The sequence below is a fragment of the Chryseobacterium sp. VD8 genome, assembly GCF_037149975.1.
Classification (GTDB): domain Bacteria; phylum Bacteroidota; class Bacteroidia; order Flavobacteriales; family Weeksellaceae; genus Chryseobacterium; species Chryseobacterium indicum.
This window is the reverse complement of the sequence record NZ_JBBCQL010000032.1, coordinates 1-20,705: the sequence shown is the minus strand read 5'-3', so window position 1 is coordinate 20,705 and position 20,705 is coordinate 1. Positions and strand designations below refer to the sequence as shown.

16 protein-coding genes are annotated in these 20,705 nt (G+C 36.8%); 11 read left to right on the top strand and 5 right to left on the bottom strand.

Features of this window, described 5'->3' with window-relative positions:
* The first annotated feature begins 234 nt into the window (after positions 1-234).
* Both WFK35_RS05845 and WFK35_RS05840 read left to right on the top strand, forming a co-directional pair.
* The gene (locus WFK35_RS05845; protein ID WP_336731808.1) at positions 235-3,840 is read left to right on the top strand and encodes a choice-of-anchor L domain-containing protein; all 3,606 of its coding nucleotides are present in this window, start codon (positions 235-237) and stop codon (positions 3,838-3,840) included.
* A gap of 119 nt (positions 3,841-3,959) precedes the next feature.
* Positions 3,960-6,332, top strand: coding sequence for a choice-of-anchor L domain-containing protein (locus WFK35_RS05840; RefSeq protein ID WP_336731807.1), 2,373 nt, complete (start codon positions 3,960-3,962; stop codon positions 6,330-6,332).
* Positions 6,333-6,425: 93 nt separating this feature from the next.
* On the opposite strand, the gene rsmA is transcribed toward WFK35_RS05840, so the two are convergent.
* Complete coding sequence (gene rsmA, locus WFK35_RS05835; protein WP_336731806.1) at positions 6,426-7,196, bottom strand: 16S rRNA (adenine(1518)-N(6)/adenine(1519)-N(6))-dimethyltransferase RsmA; 771 nt, start codon at positions 7,194-7,196, stop codon at positions 6,426-6,428.
* A 91-nt stretch (positions 7,197-7,287) separates the two neighbouring features.
* Here rsmA and WFK35_RS05830 point away from each other — a divergent pair, with 91 nt between their 5' ends.
* From WFK35_RS05830 to rluF, 6 genes are all read left to right on the top strand, one after another.
* The gene (locus WFK35_RS05830) at positions 7,288-8,187 is read left to right on the top strand and encodes a cell division protein FtsX (RefSeq protein WP_214589156.1); all 900 of its coding nucleotides are present in this window, start codon (positions 7,288-7,290) and stop codon (positions 8,185-8,187) included.
* A 2-nt stretch (positions 8,188-8,189) separates the two neighbouring features.
* Positions 8,190-8,489: a DUF3098 domain-containing protein gene (locus WFK35_RS05825; protein ID WP_214589157.1), complete on the top strand. Its 300-nt coding sequence runs from the start codon at positions 8,190-8,192 to the stop codon at positions 8,487-8,489.
* A gap of 89 nt (positions 8,490-8,578) precedes the next feature.
* Positions 8,579-9,397 carry an undecaprenyl-diphosphate phosphatase gene (locus WFK35_RS05820; protein ID WP_214589158.1) on the top strand — a complete coding sequence of 273 codons (819 nt, stop codon included), beginning with the start codon at positions 8,579-8,581 and terminating at the stop codon, positions 9,395-9,397.
* 391 nt (positions 9,398-9,788) lie between these two features.
* On the top strand, positions 9,789-10,487 hold the full coding sequence (gene truB, locus WFK35_RS05815; RefSeq protein ID WP_336731805.1) for a tRNA pseudouridine(55) synthase TruB: 699 nt from the start codon (positions 9,789-9,791) through the stop codon (positions 10,485-10,487).
* Positions 10,484-11,077 carry a hypothetical protein gene (locus WFK35_RS05810; protein WP_336731803.1) on the top strand — a complete coding sequence of 198 codons (594 nt, stop codon included), beginning with the start codon at positions 10,484-10,486 and terminating at the stop codon, positions 11,075-11,077. The genes truB and WFK35_RS05810 overlap by 4 nt, the downstream gene beginning before the upstream one ends.
* Positions 11,077-11,799, top strand: a complete 723-nt coding sequence (gene rluF / locus WFK35_RS05805; protein ID WP_271160877.1) for a 23S rRNA pseudouridine(2604) synthase RluF — start codon at positions 11,077-11,079, stop codon at positions 11,797-11,799. The genes WFK35_RS05810 and rluF overlap by 1 nt, the downstream gene beginning before the upstream one ends.
* 664 nt (positions 11,800-12,463) lie before the next feature.
* Here rluF and WFK35_RS05800 read toward each other — a convergent pair.
* Together WFK35_RS05800 and WFK35_RS05795 are read right to left on the bottom strand one after the other, a co-directional pair.
* Positions 12,464-13,780: a hypothetical protein gene (locus tag WFK35_RS05800; RefSeq protein WP_336731801.1), complete on the bottom strand. Its 1,317-nt coding sequence runs from the start codon at positions 13,778-13,780 to the stop codon at positions 12,464-12,466.
* A gap of 112 nt (positions 13,781-13,892) precedes the next feature.
* The gene (locus WFK35_RS05795; RefSeq protein WP_336731800.1) at positions 13,893-14,237 is read right to left on the bottom strand and encodes a MerR family transcriptional regulator; all 345 of its coding nucleotides are present in this window, start codon (positions 14,235-14,237) and stop codon (positions 13,893-13,895) included.
* A gap of 165 nt (positions 14,238-14,402) precedes the next feature.
* Between WFK35_RS05795 and WFK35_RS05790 the strand changes: the two genes are divergently transcribed.
* Positions 14,403-15,284: an AraC family transcriptional regulator gene (locus WFK35_RS05790; protein ID WP_336731799.1), complete on the top strand. Its 882-nt coding sequence runs from the start codon at positions 14,403-14,405 to the stop codon at positions 15,282-15,284.
* Positions 15,285-15,380: 96 nt separating this feature from the next.
* Here the strand turns inward: WFK35_RS05790 and ccoG are convergent, their stop codons facing one another.
* Positions 15,381-16,823 carry a cytochrome c oxidase accessory protein CcoG gene (ccoG, locus tag WFK35_RS05785; protein WP_336731798.1) on the bottom strand — a complete coding sequence of 481 codons (1,443 nt, stop codon included), beginning with the start codon at positions 16,821-16,823 and terminating at the stop codon, positions 15,381-15,383.
* 261 nt (positions 16,824-17,084) lie between these two features.
* Between ccoG and WFK35_RS05780 the strand changes: the two genes are divergently transcribed.
* Positions 17,085-17,978, top strand: a complete 894-nt coding sequence (locus tag WFK35_RS05780; RefSeq protein ID WP_214589163.1) for an SMP-30/gluconolactonase/LRE family protein — start codon at positions 17,085-17,087, stop codon at positions 17,976-17,978.
* Positions 17,979-18,060: 82 nt separating this feature from the next.
* Here the strand turns inward: WFK35_RS05780 and WFK35_RS05775 are convergent, their stop codons facing one another.
* Positions 18,061-19,368, bottom strand: coding sequence for a DEAD/DEAH box helicase (locus WFK35_RS05775; protein WP_336731796.1), 1,308 nt, complete (start codon positions 19,366-19,368; stop codon positions 18,061-18,063).
* A gap of 402 nt (positions 19,369-19,770) precedes the next feature.
* On the opposite strand from WFK35_RS05775, the gene WFK35_RS05770 reads away from it, so the two are divergent.
* On the top strand, positions 19,771-20,705 hold a 935-nt coding region (locus tag WFK35_RS05770), incomplete at its 3' end, for a 30S ribosomal protein S1 (protein ID WP_336731795.1).

Genomic DNA, 20,705 nt, shown 5'->3' with positions numbered 1-20,705 from the left:
TGTTGCAGTCTTTGTGAACCAGCTTTAAAACTAAGCACAAGATTGATAAACTATGAGCGGAAAAAATTTAAATCAATAGAAAAAAGGCCAACAATTTGTTGGTCTTTTTTACGTTTTACAGATAATGGAAATTACTCTTTTTATGATATATTTAATTGTATTAGTGATAATGTAATTAGCACCGAATTGAAATTCAATTAAAAAAAGTAGTATTTTTGTTTAAAATAATATAAAATGTTAAATAGGAGGACAAAAAATTTATTTTTGGCTTTGCTTTTGGTTTTTGTAGGGAGTTTCGCGAATGCTCAGAAGGGCAGGGACGGAAAAGGTGTAACGAGCAGACAAACCCCTGAAAATATGAAAGCCGGAGCTTTTATAGACGTAAATACTGCGGCTTATCCGGAGTCTGCATACAGCATAACACAACTGGTAAAAGATGTGCTCATTAGTGGAGGGTCTACATGTTCCGCAGCTAACGTAACCAATGTATCTGTTTCTCCTAATTTAGCAGTGACAGACCAAAACAGAAGCTGGGGATATTTTAATAAAGCAACCACTAATTTCCCTTTTGCCAAAGGAATTATTCTTACGACAGGATATGCGAGAAAAGCAGGAAATGATTTTCAGGGAACATTAAGTGACATTTTAGGCTCTGGTGGAGATGCAGATTTAGCGGCTGCGCTTGGTGTTCCGAATTCTCAGCTCAAGGACGCAACTTACATAGAATTCGATTTTGTTCCGGCTTCTACAAAAGTGAGTTTCAGATATTTATTTGCTTCAAAAGAATATCAGACGAACTTCCCTTGTACCATCAGTGATGGTTTTGCACTTTTATTGAAAAAAGTGGGGGATCCATATACCAATCTTGCCGTTTTACCGGGGGGAGCAGGACCTGTAAGTGTTACCAATATTCACCCTTCCACACAATATCAGACGGGTGACCCATTAGTTTGCGGAGCTGCAAATATATCGTATTTCGGAGGATATAATATTCCTCAGATCGAAACGAACTTTAACGGGCGTACTGTTCCGTTAACGGCAACAGCAACGGTAATTCCGGGGCAGACTTATCATTTCAAAATGGTTTTGGCAGATTATCAGGATGCTGAATTCGATTCTGCAGTATTTCTGGAAGCAGGATCTTTCGACATTGGGGTACAGCTGTTAAATCCTGCCGGAGTTTCACTTCCTTCATCCATCAACGTTTGTGATAATGCTCCGCAGACATTTACGGCTTCAGTTCAGGGAGGTGGGGCTACTTATCAGTGGTATCTGGGAACAAATCCTATTCCGGGAGCGACAAATGCTTCCTATACAGCTACACAGCCGGGAGTATATTCGGTGCAGGTATTTTTACCTGGAAATACATGTCCGGGAACGGCTTCTATTACTGTTGTCGGAGGAACTTCGCCGACGGTTCAGAATGCAACACTTACTTCCTGTTACACGCAGGGGAATGCTACTTTCAACTTAACATCGGCGCAGTCTTCAATCAGTACAACACCCGGAGCTACATTTGCTTACTATGTAAATCAGGCAGATGCGGTTGCAGGAAACGGAAATACGATTGCGAATCCGACCGCTTTTTCAAGTCCGGGACAGACGGTGTATGTTTCAGTTAAAAATGGTTTTTGTTCTAAAGTTGCTGAATTACAATTGATAAAAGCTCCTCAGATTACGGCAACGATTGCCACACCGGGAGTTTTAACATGTACGAATTCACAGGTTACATTAAATGCTTCGAGTTCAGTATATCCTACAGGTTCTACATTCAGTTGGACAACTACCAACGGAAATATTGTTTCAGGAGCGAATACCTTAAATCCTGTTGTAAATACCGCGGGAACGTATACTTTAACTATTTCTAATATTTATCAGCCGGGAAATCTTGCCTGTACAGGAACCGCAAATGTGACGGTTACAGGAGACAGTGCACCGCCAACCACAGGATTAACAGCTTCAAAAGTTTTAATCTGTTCAGGAGAATCGGTAACTTTAACGGCTTCTGGTGGAGCTACCTATAATTGGGTAGGTCTTCCCGGAAACGGAGCAACGCAAACTGTTTCTCCTACAACCACGACCACTTATACGGTAACTGCGGTGGGAGCGAACGGATGCGTTTCTGCCACACCTGCCACAATTACGGTTCAGGTTACCCAACCTATTACTGTTCAGAATGCAACTTTATTAAAATGTTATCAGAACGGAGGGATTAATTATAATCTAACAGAGGCACAGCCTCAGATTACGACAGCAACAGGGGTTACTTTTGCTTATTATCTGAATGCTGCGGACGCCAATGCCGGAAATACGAATACCATTGCAAATCCTGCGTCTTTTAACAGTGCAGGAGGACAGACGATATATGTTCTGGTAACGAACGGAGGATGTAAGAATGTAGTAACCTTACAGCTTTTATCTACATCTCAGACCATTTTAACCATTAATCCGCCTCAGCAGATTACCTGTACCACACCTCAGATTACATTGAATGCTTCGTCTTCTGTAATCCCTGCAGGTTCTACGATTACATGGACCGCAACAGGCGGTGGAAATATTGTTTCTGGAGCTAATACATTAACTCCGGTGGTAAACGCGGGTGGAGTATATACTTTAACGGTAACTAACGTCAACCAGCCAGGAAATTTAAATTGTACTTATACAGCAAATGTTACGGTAACACAAAATACAACAGCTCCTGTAACAACTGTAACTTCTACGGCATTACAGATATGTTCAGGGGAATCTGTTACTTTAACCGCTTCCGGTGGTGCAACCTACAACTGGACGGGGCTTACAGGAAATGGAAATACGCAGGTCGTTTCTCCTACTTCTACAACTACTTACACCGTTTTTGCTGTGGGCGCGAATGGATGTGTTTCAGCGACTCCTGCTACCATTACAATAATCGTGGCTCCTCCTGTAGCAGTTTTAACTGCTTCTCAAATGAAAATATGTGCAGGTGAATCTGTAACTTTAACAGCAACCGGCGGCGTTACTTATGAATGGATAGGTTTACCGGGCAACGGAAGTACACAGATTGTATCTCCAACATCCACGACTACTTATTCTGTTTTTGCTTTAGGTGGAAACGGATGTAAAGTCACTAATCCTACTTCAATTACCATTCAGGTTGTTCCTGCAATTGTTTCTGCTTTGAAAGATGTTAATGTTTGTGCGGGAGATTCAGGGATATTAGATGCAGGTTCAGGAACAAATTATACGTACGTATGGAATACAGGAGCAACAACACAAACGATCTCTGTAAGTACACCGGGAACTTATACGGTAACGATAAGTAATGGAGTTTGTTCTAAAGTATTTTCTGCACAGCTGATTAATCCGGTATTACCACAATTCACAAATATTTCTTACGAGAACCATGTTTTAACATTATCTACGACAAACCCGACAGGCGGAACTCTGGAGTATTCTGCAGATAATGGTTTTAGCTGGCAGACCTCAAATATTTTCTACAATATACTGGATAATGCCAATTATAATCTTCTGGTAAGGGTAAAAGATGCGAAATGCAGCACTTCCATATCGTTCTTTACATTTGTTATAATCAATGCCATTACACCAAATTCTGATGGAAAAAATGATATTGTAGATTTTACAGGAATCAGCAATTATAACAATTTTGCAGCTTCCATTTTCGACAGATACGGACAGGAAGTATTCAAAGCTTCCAAGAACCAGACTTTCTGGAACGGAATGTTGAGAGGAAGTTTGGTGCTTCCAACTGCTACTTACTGGTACAGAGTACAATGGGAAAATCCGGCCAGTAAAAAACTTGAGCTGAGAAGCGGATGGATTTTGCTGAAAAACAGAAATTAAAAGATATTTAAATTGAAAACCTCCCAACCGGGAGGTTTTTTTGCTTTTTTTATATAAAAATGCCAAATATGTGTGTGGTATATTCAAAAAAAAGTTAAATTTGTTAAAACAAAATTATTATGAAGAGATATCTACTATTGTTTTCTTTATTTGCGGTCTCCTCATCGAGTCTCTTTTATTCACAAAAAAATACAATTAGAAAGCCTCAGCAAGAAAAGGCTTCCTCCCTTACAATGAAAGCGGGTGCTTTTATTGATGTGAATGCTCCTACATATCCTGCTTCAGCTTATACCCCTTTGCAGCTGGTAAAAGATGTGTTGATTTCATCAGGAACCAATTCCTGTGTTACACCCAACGTTTCCAACGTTCAGGTGAGCCCGAATCTGCCGGCAACAGATGCAAACAGATCCTGGGGATATTTTAACAGGGGAACAACCAGCTTTCCTTTCAAGGATGGTATCGTTCTTTCTACGGGATATGTTCAGAAAGCAGGAAATAGTTATATAAGTTCTACTTTAGGGGACGATTTACCTACAGGTAGTGATCCTGATCTTGTTGCTGCTACAAATTCTTCTGTAACGCTTAACGATGCAGTTATTTTAGAGTTTGATTTCGTACCGACTTCCAGTCAGGTAAAATTCAATTATCTTTTTGCTTCAGAAGAATACACGGGAACTTTTCCTTGCAGTTTCTCAGATGCATTTGCTTTATTATTAAAGCCTGTATCTGGTGGACCATATGTTAATATGGCTGTTTTACCAGCTCCGGGAACAGGACCTGTAAGTGTGACCAATATCCACCCATTAAATAGTTTTTCAGGAACAAGTATGGGATGTGGTGCGCCAAACGTTGCCTTTTTCGGAGGCTATAATACGTCTAACATAGAAACTAACTTTAACGGAAGAACGGTTCCTTTACAGGCAACCGCTACAGTGGTTCCGGGACAGGCATATCACTTTAAGATGGTTTTGGCAGATGCTATTGACAGCAGTTATGATTCTGCAGTATTTTTAGATGGTGGATCTTTCAATATCGGAGTAGAATTATTAGACCCTTCCGGAGCAACATTACCTCCTGAAATTAATGTGTGTGATAATGTTCCACAGGTGATAACGGCATCCGTTAGTAATCCTAATATGACGTATCAGTGGTTTTTCAATGGAGTTGCTATTCCGGGAGCTACTTCTCCTACGATTACAGCAACACAGCCGGGGAATTACGAAATTCAGGTTTCATTCCCGGGAAGTCCTTGTCCGGGTAAAGCCAATATTAAGATAAACGGGGGAACAACACCCGCCGCAGTAGATGCAACATTACTGCTCTGTACAACGCCGGATGTTACCTGGTTTGATCTCACCAATTCAATGGCGTCAATCAGTACAACGCCGGGGGCTGTTTTCCATTTTTATGTAAATCAGGCAGATGCAATTGCTCAGAACAACAACTATATTCAGGATATTCTTCACTATAATGGTAATGACGGACAGATTCTCTATGTCGTAGTATCAAATGGCGGGTTCTGTAGTAAGATGGTTAAATTAACCTTATCAAAAGAAACTACTCCTATTGCAAATCTTGTGGCATCCAAAATTAAGGTCTGCCCGGGAACAGTAGTTGATCTTACTGCCACAGGTGGAGTAACTTATCAATGGGCAAACTTCTCAGGAACAGGCAATACGCAAAGTGCAACAGTTTACAATACAACTACTTTCTCTGTATATGCATTGGGAACAAAAGGATGTAAATCTTTACAGCCTGCAAAAGTTACCGTTGAGGTTGTTCCGGAAATCAGTTCTTTATTGAGAGATGTGGAAATGTGTCAGGGAGACAGGGTAACTTTAGACGCAGGAGCAGGTCCGAATTACACTTATTTATGGAGTACGGGTGCAACCACCAGAACTATAGAAGTAGATCAGTGGGGTATTTATTCCGTAACCATTAAGAATGGATTTTGCCAGCAGACTTTCACTGCAAAAGTAATGGCGGCAGCTTCACCATTTGTTTCGAATGTTGATTACAGCAACAATACGTTAACAATTACTGCGCAGGTTCCAATGATTAATAACATCCCTCAAACGGTAGAATATTCTGTGGATGGCGGTATTTCATGGCAGCAGTCTAATGTATTTACAGGGCTTATAAATAATACACATTATGATATTCAGGTAAGAACAGTGGGTACACATTGTGTAGGTGCGTTAGAATTCTTCACATTGAATATTGCAAATATAATTACTCCAAATCAGGATGGTGTTAATGATACATTGGATCTTACGGCGCTTGGAAACTTTAATAACTTCACAGGTTCAGTGTATGACAGATATGGATCAGAATTATTCAGATTCTCGAAAGAACGCCCAATCTGGAACGGAACTTTGGGAGGTAAAAAGCTGCCAACCGCAACATACTGGTATAAATTTAACTTCCAGTATCCGAAATCAAAAACCAATATGAGCCAGTCTGGCTGGATTATGTTGAAAAACAGAGAATAAAAAATCAATCGATAATGCAAAATGAAAGCCCTTCAAGAAATTGAGGGGCTTTTTTTAGGATAAATTAAGTTATTGCTCTTCTTAACTTTTTTACTACACACTTTCTTTCCAGAGCTGTGTAAATGAAATGAAATCTGCCACGCTGAGTTCTTCTGCTCTTTTATCCATAAATTCATGGGTTTTTAAGGCTTCCGGAATATTTAAAACCTTCAAAGCGTTGGAAAGCTTTTTTCTTCTTTGGTTAAAACCTGCCTTTACGATCTGTTTGAATAAAACCTCATTTCCGGCTAATCCTTCTTTCGGGTTTCTGGTGATTCTGATAACACCGGATTTTACTTTTGGCGGCGGATTAAATACGTTATCATGAACGGTAAATAAATATGAAGTATCATAATAAGCCTGAATCAGGACAGAGAGAATTCCGTAATCTTTCGTTCTTGGAACGGCGGCTGTTCTTTCCGCTACTTCTTTCTGAAACATTCCCACCATTTCCGGAATCAGCTCATAATGATCGATAATTTGAAACAAAATCTGCGAAGAGATATTGTAAGGAAAATTTCCGATAATGGCAATCTGTTCTCCGTTGGTAAACTGAAAATCCTGCTTCAGAAAATCTCCCACAAAAGTTTCTTCGGTTATTTTAGAATAGTTTTGCTTTAGGTATTCTATGGATTCTTTGTCGATTTCCGCAAGGTAAATATTCTGTTCTTTTTCAATAAGATATTTGGTAAGAACTCCCATTCCGGGACCTACTTCCATTATAGTATTGTAGCCCTCAAAACTCAGACCTTCAACGATTTTTCTTGCGATGTTTTCATCTGTCAGAAAGTGCTGACCAAGATGCTTTTTTGCTTTTACACTCAATGTTTTTTATGATTTTATTAACAGTGATTTTCTCTTTTTCGTCCCAAATTTCGGAAGATTTTTTCTATTTTAGCCAAAAATTTTAATATTAATGGCTAAATCTGTAGATGAATTTAATAAGAAAAGGCTTAGGTCTAGCAATATTACAGTAGTAATAAGTATTGCCTTAGTGTTATTTTTGTTAGGATTAATGGGACTTATTTTAATCAATGCCCAGAAATATTCCGACTATATCAAGGAGCAACTTGTGGTTAATGCTTACTTTGATGAAAACTATGAGGCAAAAGATTCTGTAAAGATTGCGAAAATGGAAGCTGAGGTTTTCAAAGAAATTCAGACACTGGCTCCGGTAAAGAAAGCAACGTACATCACCAGAGAAATGGCTTCCAAAGAAGCAAAAAAAGCAATGGGAATTGATACGGATGCACTTTTCGAAGAAAATATTTTTCCTTCATCTGTAGAAATCGCCTTAAAACCGGAATATGTAGATCCTGCAAAGATCGATCAGGCCATTAAAGCCATTAAAGCTGTTCCCGGAATTATCGATGTAAAGAACGACAGTACTCTGATGGTTGATGTTTACAATAACCTGAGCAGAATTCTGAAATGGATCTTAGGTTTTTCCATTCTGTTTTTAATTCTTGCGGTTGTATTAATTAACAATTCCATCCGTCTGAAAATATTCTCCAAAAGATTTATTATTAAAACCATGCAGCTTGTAGGAGCGAAGAGAAGATTTATCCTGAAGCCATTCATTATTGAAGCGGTGGTTTTAGGGGCAATTGGTTCTGCAATCGGACTTCTGGTTCTTTTCGGAGCATGGTATTACTTTACAAGCCAGATCGGATCTGCATTTGTACAGGACAATAACCAGTATTTCTGGCTGATTCTGATGGTATTTGGAGTGGGAATTTTTATTACGGTTTTAAGTACGGTAGTGGCTACCTGGAGATTCTTAAGATCAAACGTTGACGACTTATATTACTCTTAAAAATGAGCAAAAAAACAAATAAATTTTCCGCAGACAACTTCGGAAAAGAAACAACCGAAGCTCCAAAAGAAAATTCCTTTTATTTTGGAAAAGAAAACTTTAAATGGATGCTTATCGGTTTCGCATTTATCGTAGTTGGCTTTCTTCTGATGATGGGAGCCGATGCCAATACTGTAGACGGAAAATATGATCCGAATTCATGGAACGATGGTATTTTTTCTATCCGAAGAATCAGAATTGCACCATTATTTGTGGTTATCGGTTTTTGTATCGAAGTATATGCTATTTTAAAAAGAAAGTAAAAATAAATTGTATTTGAAGATTAAGAAATTCGGAAATTTAGATCAGTCTAAATCTCTCGGTTTCTTAATCTTTTAATTTTGGATAAATTATGGATTTAATCAAGGCAATCATTATTGCGATCATCGAAGGCTTAACAGAATATCTGCCCATTTCATCAACCGCGCACATGGGGTTCACCGCAAATTTGCTAGGACTGGAAGAAACCGAATTTCTAAAGATGTTTCAGGTTTCCATACAGTTTGGGGCAATCCTTTCTGTGGTTGTAGCATACTGGAAAAAGTTTTTTGATCTGAAAAATTTGCAGTTTTATTTTAAACTGGCTTTTGCAGTGGTTCCGGCTTTGGTTTTAGGGTATTTATTTGATGATAAAATTGAAGCGGTTCTAGGAAATCAGATTGCTATTTCCTCCGTTCTGGTTCTTGGTGGAGTAGTCTTGCTGTTTGCCGATACGTGGTTCAAAAATCCAAAAATTGATGATGAAAAAGGCATTACCATAAAAAAAGCAGTAACCATTGGTTTTTGGCAGTGTCTGGCAATGATGCCGGGAACGAGCAGAAGTGCGGCTTCCATTATCGGAGGTATGACACAGGGACTGACAAGAAAAGCAGCGGCAGAATTTTCATTCTTTTTGGCGGTTCCTACCATGTTGGCGGTAACGGTATATTCGGTTTTTGTAAAAACATGGGGGAAAGAAACGCCCAATCCGCAGAAAGGATATGAAATGATCATGGAATCTCAGGATCACATCATGATTTTCATCGTAGGAAATGTTGTTGCATTTATCGTTGCATTAATCGCCATCAAAGCATTCATCGGAGTTTTGAATAAATATGGTTTCAAACCTTGGGGTTGGTATCGTATTTTCGTTGGTGTTGCTTTACTGATTTATTTTTATTTCTTTAAATAAGAATGGACGAAAGAGTTTTTAGGAGTAAATTATTGCATAGAGTTTCTATTGTTTTTTTTATAATAACAACATTATTTCTAATTTTAGGAATGATGAATGAAATTAAAACTTTAAACTTGATTTATTTGTTAATTTTATCCATATTATCTCTAATTGTTTGCATTAAATTACTTAATAAGAAGCGAAATGTAATTGTTTTAATAAATACTTTTATATTGTTGCTTTTACCCTTTATATTATATTATTCATTTTCTGTGTACCCAACACACTTTATTTATGAGCCTGAAAATTTATTTTTTTGTTGTTTACTTATCATATACATGTTGTGGGTAAATAAAGATAAAATAGATAATAAAGGAATTGACGAAATTAATGAAATAGGAAAAAACAAATGACTGCTGAAGATCTACAATCTGGACATATATTTTTATTAGACAAACCATTGGACTGGACTTCTTTTCAGGCGGTCAATAAAATGAAATATAAACTCAAAAGAGAATTTGATTTACCTAAGAAATTCAAAATTGGTCACGCAGGAACTTTAGATCCGCGTGCAACGGGATTATTGATTGTCTGCTGTGGCAAATTCACCAAAAAAATTCCTGAAATTCAGGATGCGCCAAAGGAATACTGGACCGAAATAAAAATCGGCGTTCAGACCGAATCATACGATACTGAGAAACCCGAAATTCTGCATCAGGATATTTCGCAGATTTCAGAAGAGCAGATAAAAACGGCATTGGAAAAATTTGTCGGAGAAATAGATCAGACACCACCTGTTTTTTCGGCAATAAAAATTGAAGGAAAAAGAGCATATGATCTTGCCAGAGCAGGAGCAGAAGTAGAAATGAAATCCCGTAAAACCACAATTTTTTATATTGATAATGTAAAGATTGATCTTCCGTTCGTAAGTTTTACAGTAGGATGCTCAAAAGGGACCTATATTCGCAGCTTAGCTCACGATATCGGACAGGAATTGTGTGTTGGAGCGTATTTAACACAATTGAGACGGACAAAAATCGGAGAATATAAAATAGAAGATGCAACATCCGACTTTTTGGAAAATGATTTTAGATTTAACGAATCATGAAGAAAATCTCATTCTTAGTACTTATGCTGTTTTCTTTTTACAAAGCTTTTTCTCAGGAAGCAAAACCGATGAAATCTACAATGGGATTTTATGTTAATCCTGCCCTTAATTTAGGATATAATTTAGGAAATAGTATTAAAGATAGTCAGAATAAAGATTCCCAATACTATCAGCAAAATATTTCTCCCTATTTACCGAATAAAATTACATACGGAATTACGGCTGTCGCAGGATATCATTTTATTCCTAATCTGGCTTTAGGATCTGGTTTGAAATACAGTTTTATTGATGATAATTTTCATTTAATCTATTGGGTAATTCAGCCAAAAGTAATTTTTAATGTTGATGATGAGTCGTTATTTATTGATCTCAATTATGGAAAACAGATTAATCATTCCGCAGTTTCGGATGCAAAATTTTATGGTTTAAAGATTGGATTACAGGTTTCTTATTCCAAAAGATTAAGTCAGGAAGGAGGGATTATTTTAGAAAGTCATAAATTTGCAAACTCAAGTGCAGTTTTTGTTGGATTGAGTTATGGAATTACGATTTTCAGCAATAAAAATTATACAGGTTACGGAGAAGATTAATGGAAAAAACAAGAATTAACAAATATTTATCTGAAGTAGGATACTGTTCAAGAAGAGCAGCAGACAAACTTTTGGAAGAAGGAAGAATCACCATTAACGGTAAAGTTCCGGAAATGGGAACAAAGGTTTCCGATGAAGACGTGATTGAAGTAGACGGAAAACCGATTCGTGAACCGGAAGAAAACCATGTTTATATTGCCTTTAATAAACCTGTAGGAATCGTTTGTACGACTGATACAAAACGTGAGAAAAATAATATCATCGATTATATTAATCATCCCAAAAGAATTTTCCCGATCGGAAGACTTGATAAGCCGAGCGAAGGTTTGATTCTTTTAACCAGCGATGGCGATATAGTAAATAAAATTCTGAGATCCCGAAACAACCACGGAAAAGAATATATTGTAAGAGTTGATAAGCCGATTACGCCCAAATTTCTGGATAAAATGCGAAACGGAGTTCCGATTTTAGATACCGTAACTAAAAAATGTGAGGTCGAAAAAATTGATGAAATGAATTTCCGTATCGTCCTTACACAAGGTCTGAACCGACAGATCCGAAGAATGTGCGAATATTTAGGCTACGAAGTAAAGAAGCTGAAACGGATCAGGGTTTTAAATATCAAACTCGATCTTCCTATCGGAAAGTGGAGAGATCTTACAGATGAAGAACTTTCTGCCTTACAAAAACTGGTTGAAGGTTCCAGTAAAACATACGACTAAACATAATAGAGATGCCGGATTGGACATCTCTTTTTTTTAATTTTTTCAAAAGTATTTACTACTTTTTTTTCATCCTGAAAGGATCTAAGCAAAGTCTAAACAAATTAACTTTAAAGAAAACCCTTCGACAAGCTCAGGGTGACATTGCGAATACTTCCTATAATACTTAAAACAATGAAGGATTGTTAAAAAAATATTTTTTAAAAAAAATTAACGCTGCATTGTCATTCTGACACAGGAAGAATCTCAAAAAGTTTTTTTATCTCCCGCGGATTTTACAGATCGCGCAGATTTAATTGATAAATTTAAATTAATTAACCTGAGTTCGGGATAAGTCTTAAACGCAAGGTTAAACAAAGCGATTCAATTATCAGGAATTCAGCTTTTAAGATATACAAAGGCGTAAAACTTATCAAAGTAATACCTTTTTTGTCTTTTTTAAATAAACGAAGTGCCTTTGTTTAGCTTACCAACTTTCAATAAGTAAAAAAAATCTCTTGTTTTTCTTTGCAATAAATTAATATAATGTGATAAGTCAATTATTTAATTTTTTTTCTAATCCCGAACTGAGGTTAATTAAAAAGAGATATCTTGTTGATTTTAAATGTGATATTTTTATGTTATGCTTCTTTTGCGGTTCAATTAAACTGTGAAAAATTGCATCCTACTTCAAATACCATTTCATTCTCATTTCATACTCCGGTTTCAGTTTCAGCATTTTCCAGATTTTCTTTTCATCTTTTTCGGAGATTCGGTAAAAAATAATTTTCTCTGCAGAATATTTAAAATAAGGATGATTTTTCAGCCAATCTTCCGGAGCATCCTGCAACGTATATTTCTGAACATTCGAAGTTGTAAGCGGTGCGGTTGAAAGTAATTTTTTCGTCAGTTCCGGATCAATATTGTACGTAGAGAGAATCTGTTCTTTATTTACAAATCCGCCAAGTTTATTTCGGAAACCGATCATCGAACCGGCTGCTTTTCCTTCAAATCCAAACTCTATAAGCTGCTTGTAGGTTATTGCGTTTAAATCTACCTTGGTAAAATCCGTTTTTTCCCGCTGCTTATTTTCAGATTTGTCATTTTTACTCACCGCAATTTTTTCTGCATTGAATTTGATGAACGGTTTCATTTCTTCAAATTTCTCAGAAGAAATCACAAAACACTTCTGAATGTCTTCCAGACTTTTAAAGCTCCCTTTTAAATTCCGGTCACGGTAATTGATGATAATTTGTGCCTGTTTGTCGGAGAAGCCAAAAGACTTCCAGCCTTCAAAATCCAATGCATTCGGATCGAAAGAATGATATTGAATTTTCTTTTTATTATCATTGAAATTTTTAGCAGCTCTTTGATTTTTCGGTGTTTTCTCCGGCAGAATAAGATAAGGATTGATCTTCTGAAAATTCTCTTCACTGATGATAAAGCACTCCCTGAATTTTTCCTTGCTCACAAAACTTCCGCCCAGATAACTTTTGTATTTTAAAATAGCTTCTGCCTGCTTTTCACTAAAGCCCATTTTCGTCCAGTCGTCTGCCGAATAAAGATCGGGGTTAAATTTTCCTCTAACTGTTATCGATTTTTTTTCAAAGCTTTTGAATGCAACTGATTTTGCTTCTTTACCGGTTTCCGGAAGTAAAATATAGTGGTTAAGCTCAGAAAATTTTTCCTCAGAAATAGCAAAGCATTTTTTCAGTTGTTCCTTTGATACAAATCTTCCTCCGACTACTTTCTTATAATTAAGAATCGTCGCTGTTTGTTTTTCCGTAAAGCCTAAATTCTGCCATTGCTTTTCATCCAGTTCATTGGGATCAAACTCAGTAAAGCTGAGAGAAACTAAAGGTTGTGTAATAAACTGAACATCTGGAAATTTTTCCTTTTCCTTACTTGTATATTTCTGGAAGGCAAATAAAATGATCAGCAATATTCCCATCAATGCCAATCTCTGGTAATCGTTTTTTTTCATCGCTGTAAACTTAATCATTCTGTTAAGTATTCGCAATGAGGGAGTTGCAATTGGATTATTTTAGGATATAAATTCTTTTATTCTGCTTTAAAAAATGAATTGAAATAAAATTATGAATGAAAGATTTCAATTATTCCACATCCCTCTCCGCTAAAGACTCCTTCAGCTTCAGCAATTCAGCCTTTACAAATTCCAGTCTGTCGATGATGGTAATGGTTTCGGAGATCTTGCTGTTGGTGGTTAATGCGATTTTGGCACCGTCCAGAGTATAGCCTTTTTCTTTTACGAGATGATAGATGATCTGAAGATTTTTGATGTCTTCCGGAGTGAAATACCGGTTGCCTTTTTTGTTCTTTTTGGGCTTAATGATAGGGAATTCCTGTTCCCAATAACGTATTAATGAAGTATTTACATCAAAAGCTTTCGCTACTTCTCCTATTGAATAATACAGTTTATCAGGTAAATTTATCTTCATTTTTAGAATCGTAATGCTCAAAGATAAAAATTTTTTAAATCCCACAGCAAATTAAGAGGGCAAAAAGTTCATTCTCCGCTTTGTAAATCAGGGTTCAATGTGAATTTTAAGATGAGGAAATGTAATTCTTTTTGTTATTTTTGATGGTGAAAAACGTATAAAAAAGTGAATTCTATTTCTGTTCTGCATATCAATCTTTTTCAGCCGGGTAAAAATACCTCAGATTTTTATTTCAACCGAATGAAGGAGCATCTGGTTTTGGGACACAGACATATTGAAAAACCGCACCGTCATGATTTTTATGCCACGATTCTCTTTACCAAAGGTAGCGGAACACATGAAATTGATTTTCAGAAATATGACGTTTCGACGGGAAGCTTATTTTTTATGTCTCCGGGACAGATTCACAGTTGGGAACTTTCTGAGGATATCGACGGATATATTTTTTTCTGCTCACAGGATTTTTACGAAATGCATTACGTTAATCAGAAGCTCAGAAGTTTTCCCTTTTTCGGATCGGTTAATTTCCCCAGAAAATTACAGCTTACTGCAACAGAACTAAGGGAAAATAATCACCTTTTTGCAGCACTGGAAAAAGAATATCAGCTTCAAAACGCGATGAAAGATGGTTTTATCCTTTCACTGATGTCACAGATTTTTATTCAGGCAACACGGTCTTTTTCAAAAGAGCTGGGAAAAGAAAATTCTGAAGTTAATATTTCTTACTTTAAACATTATCAGCAGTTCGAAAATCTTATTGAAGAGCATTTCGCAAAAGAAAAATCCGTTGCTTTCTATGCTTCTTTATTGGAAATTTCGTCTAAACATTTAAACAGAATTACCAGAACGATCGTTCAGAAAACAGCGACTGACGTTATTACAGAAAGGATAATTCTGGAAGCTAAAAGAATGCTTATGTATCTTGATGAAAGCCTTACAGAAATTGCCTTTCGTCTTGGTTTCGAAGAATATTCCTATTTTGTGAGAGTTTTCCGTAAAACTTCCGGCATGACTCCCACTCAATTCATTAAAAAATATAAGGCTTAATTTTTGTTGATGGTTGTCCGTTTTTAGTTGATGCTGTGAAGTTTAACTCCCAAACTCTCTAAACTCTAAAGCTCTCAAACTCTTCAAACTCAATATCTACAATACCAATTGAAAAGGTCCTTCAAATACCGTTTCGAAAGAATCTACCATATTTCCTTTTTCATCAAAAACACCGATCGTCATATTCTGTTTCGAAAACCGGATCTCTTTTTCAGGGAAAGAAATGTTGATATTTCCTTTTAAAATCTGATCTCCTTTCAATATGATTTTTTCATTGCCAAAGAAATTGATTTCCGCATTCTTAGGATTCAAGACTTTTATTGTGAGTGTTTTCTTTTCGTTGGATTTGTTTAAAAGCGTATAAATAAAAGTATTCGTAATTTTTCCGTTTTTAATGAAAAATGTTGATCCTGCCGGTTTTATGAATTTCGCTTCCATCGAACCTCTGTCGTACATCAGAAATCCTAAAAACCCGATCAGTAAAGTTAAAATTACCGTTGTTGCTTTCATTCTTCCGGTAAATTTGAATTTCTCCTGATTTTCAATTTCCGCTTCTGTGGCATAACGGATCAGTCCTTTCGGAAGACCTACTTTTACCATAATTTCGTCACACGCATCAATACAGGCGGTACAGTTTACGCATTCCAGTTGCTGTCCGTTTCGGATGTCAATTCCTGTAGGACAGACAACAACACATTGATTACAGTCTATACAATCTCCTTTTCCAACAGCTTTTCGGTCTTCGTCTTTTTTCCATTTGGAGCGGTTTTCACCTCTTTTAAAATCATAATAAACATTGATGGTCTGTTTGTCGATCAGAACGCCCTGCAATCTTCCGTACGGACAAACCAAAGTACAAACCTGCTCTCTCAGCCATGAAAAAACAAAATAGAAAGCAGAAGTGAAACAGATCATCGCAAGAAACTTCAAAGGATTTTCTGCGGGACCTTCGGTGATGATCCTGAAAACTTCTTCATAACCGACAATATACATGAACATGAAATTGGTAATCACCACAGAAATAGCGGCATAAACAGACCATTTGGTTAGCCTTTTTCTTATTTTTTCGCTGTTCCATTCCTGTCGGTCGAGCTTCATCTGTTTATTACGGTCGCCCTCGATCCAGTATTCTATTTTCCGGAAAACCCCTTCCATAAAAATGGTCTGCGGACAAAGCCAGCCACAGAAAATCCTTCCGAAAACAACGGTGAAAAGCATCACGAAAATAACGGAAGTAACGGCTCCAAGTGCTAAAATGAAAAAATCCTGAAGATAAAACGGTTGTCCGAAAATAAAAAATTTTCTGTCGATAACATTAAATAAAAGAAAAGGATTATGGTTGATTTTCACAAAAGGTAAAGTGAAAAATATCGCTAAAAGCAAATAAGTTACATAATCTCTGTAGTCGGTAAATTTTCCTTTGGGTTTTCTCGGATAGACCCATTTTCTTTTTCCGGTTTCGTCCATTGTTCCTACGGAATTTCTAAAACTTTCCTCATAAAGTTCCGGAGCCTGAAAATTGCTGTTCTGTGTATTCATCTTTTTGATTTGATCTGAAAGCTGGCTGAAATCATTTAATGAAGTTTAAATGATCATTTCCAGATGTTTTTAACTAAAATCCTTTAGTGTTTTTCACTGATACAAAGCTCTGTAATAAATGCTTCGGGAACTAATATGATCCACTTCTGAAATAGTACAATTCGGACATTTTGGATTTGGTTTTTATTTAATCAAAAAGAGAAAATAAACTTTGAATCTCGTTTACATATCGTAAATTGCCTGCTTTAAAAATTGTGCGGAATGAAAAATATTTTAAAAACCGGTTCTCTTGGTTTGATTTTAGCAGTATACAGCTGTCAATCAGTAAATACCACTAAAATGTTTTATGAAGATGTAAAGCCCGAAAAAGTTTCGGATCAGTTCAGTTTTACGGAAGGTCCTTCCTCGGATAAAGAAGGAAACGTGTACTTCACGGATCAGCCGAATGATAAGATTTATTATTGGGACTGGAAAACCAATAAAGTGATTGAGTTCATGAATAAAACGGGAAGAGCCAACGGAACACATTTCGATAAAGATGATAATTTAATCACCTGTTCCGACGATCAGGGTGAAATCTGGAAAATCTCAAAAGATAAAAAAGTACAGGTTCTGCTGAAAGGTTTTGAAGGCAAAAGACTGAACGGACCGAATGATGTCTGGAATGACGAGTTTGGCGGAATGTATTTTACCGATCCTCTGTATGTACGAGATTACTGGGTGAATTTTAAGCAGGAAACTCCGCATAAAAGTTTATACTACAGAAATAAAGACGGACAGATTTCCAAACTTGAAACCTTTACACAGCCGAATGGAGTGGTAGGAAGCGAAAAATTCAGAAAATTGTATGTTTCGGATATTGATGCCGGAAAAACGTATGTTTATGATATTTTGGGCGAAGGAAAATTATCCGAGAAAAAACTTTTCTGCGAAATGGGTTCCGACGGAATGACGTTAGACAAACACGGAAATCTTTATTTGACAGGAAAAGGAGTTCATGTATTCAACAGAGAAGGAAAGAAAATTTATCATATTCCGATTGAAGAAGACTGGACTTCCAACGTGACTTTCGGAGGGAAAAATAATGATGTTCTGTTCATCACCGCTTCGAAGTCTGTATATACTTTACCGACACGAGTAAGAGGAGTTAGGTAAATTTTAAGGTTGAGGTTAAGATTTAGATAAGCGTTGTGTTTTAATCTCAGCCTTAATCTAAATCTTAACCTCAACCTCAATCTTAATACGCTACCTCCATTTTCACTTTCTTGCCCTTCAGTTTTTCATTGGCAAGTTTTTTCAGAAGAGCATTTACTTTATTTCTCGATACGGCAACATAAGAAGTTGTGTCTTTTACTTCGATCAAGCCGACATCTTCTTTCTGGAGTTCTCCTTTTTTCAGCAGATAGCCAACAATGTCCACTTTATTCACTTTGTCTTTTTTTCCGGCGCTGATGTAAATGGTCTGGAAAGGCGTTTTTTCCGGCACTTTGGTAAATCCGGCAACGTTGTCTTCCGGCGTATTGTTTTTGATGAAAGGGAAATTTTCATCTTCCGTCATAATAAGATACGCAAAACCTTTCGCGTTCATTCTTGCTGTACGTCCGTTTCTGTGGATAAAAGCATCTTCTTTCGGCGGTAACTGATAATGAACGATCGATTCTACTTCCGGAACATCTAACCCTCTTGCAGCCAGATCGGTAGTGATTAAAATTCTTACAGAATCGTTCCTGAATTTCAGCAGGGCGCGTTCCCTTTCATCCTGTTCCATTCCTCCGTGGAAGGTTTCTCTGTCGATTCCTTTCTGGCGGAGAAGCTCGGAAATCCGGTCAACCGCTTCTCTGTGATTGCAGAAAATCAGAGTTCTTTTGTTCCCGATTTTACAGATTAAATTGAATAAAGTATCCAGCTTTTCTTCCGGTGTAGTCATTACTTTTTTAAACTGAATGTCGGGTTTTGCTTCGCTCAGCTTTAAAAAATCAATAATCTTTTCATCTTTTAATCCCGTAAAAGCAGGAATTTCGTCCATTGCCGTTGCGGAAGTTAAAATTCTCTGAGACAATCCTTTTAATGAATTGGAAATAAACTCCATATCATCATGAAAACCAAGCTCAAGAGCCTTATCAAACTCGTCCAGAACCAGCGTTTGGATGGTTTTCGGATCAAAATTATTATTTCTCAAATGATAAACCACTCTTCCCGGTGTTCCGATTAATACAGCCGGAGCTTCAATCAGGTTGTTTACCTCAATTTTTTTGTCGTGACCGCCATAACACACGGAAACTTTAAAATCGGTTCCCATTGCTTTAAAAACCTGCTCGATCTGTAAAGCCAGTTCTCGCGCCGGAACCAGAATAAGGGCCTGAATTCCTGAACTGTTTTGCTTTAAATTTCGCAGCACAGGAAACAAAAAAGCCAGTGTTTTTCCCGAACCGGTAGGAGAGAGCAGAACAATATCCTGATTGTTTTCTGTTGCTTTGTATGTAGATTTCTGCATCTGATTCATGTCCTGAATCTGCAGTTTTTCGTAGATAGATTCTAGTTCCATGGTGCAAAGATACAGAATTCGTTATGGTGTTAGCTAGTTGTTTTTTTCAGTTGAAAGTTTAAGATTTGTTTAAACTAAAAGATATCAATAAAAAATTATAAAGCTTTTTCCTGATTTCAAAGGCTGGATTAAAATGATGATTTAGCCGTTTTAGGTAGCTTCATTTTATTAGAACAATATTTCAGGGATGAATAATAAAGTATGCATTGTCTGGTAAGAATATGCAGTATTTTGATGCTCAGAATATTATTGTTTGTTTCAAATAAATTTCATATCTTTGCACCCACTTTTGTGGCGAAAAGGTTTGAAGAGTAAATAACTAAAAATTAATTACTTCCGTATTTTTCAATTCACATTTATTCAGACCGTTGAAAGAGAAGGAATACAAATTTAATTAGAATTATGTCAAAAGAGACAAATTCAGCTGAATTATTATTAAATCAAAACGTAGCACCTGAACAATTTGACTGGGATTCTTTCGAATCTGGTCTTGATGCTGATGCTAGAAAAGAGAAAAGCGATTTAGAAGAAATCTACAACGGATCTTTAAACAACTTAGACGATAACGACGTTCTAATTGGTAAAGTAGTAAGATTAACTGATAAAGAAGCTATCGTAGACATCAACTTCAAGTCTGAAGGTGTTATTTCTCTTAACGAATTCCGTTACAACCAAGGTCTTAAAGTAGGAGACGAGGTAGAAGTAATGGTAGACAGAAGAGAGGACAAAACAGGACAGTTACAGTTATCTCACAGAAAAGCAAGAACGCTAAAAGCTTGGGATAAAGTAAACGAACTTCACGAAACAGGTGAAATCGTTAACGGTTTTGTTAAGTCTAGAACTAAAGGAGGTATGATCGTTGACGTACACGGAATCGAAGCATTCTTACCTGGTTCTCAGATCGACGTTAAGCCAATTAAAGATTACGATCAGTTCGTAGGAAAAACTATGGAATTCAAAGTTGTGAAAATCAACCCTGAGTTCAAAAACGTAGTAGTATCTCACAAAGCATTGATCGAAGCAGATATCGAAGGTCAGAAAAAAGAAATCATCGCTCAGTTAGAAAAAGGACAGGTTCTTGAAGGTACTGTTAAGAATATTACTTCTTACGGTGTGTTCATCGATTTAGGAGGTGTTGATGGATTGATCCACATTACAGACCTTTCTTGGTCTAGAGTGAACCACCCATCTGAAATCCTTGAGGACGGACAGACTGTAAAAGTGGTTATCCTTGATTTTGATGATGAGAAAACAAGAATCCAGTTAGGTATGAAGCAGTTAGAAGCGCATCCTTGGGATGCTCTTTCTGCTGACTTAAAAGTTGGAGATAAAGTAAA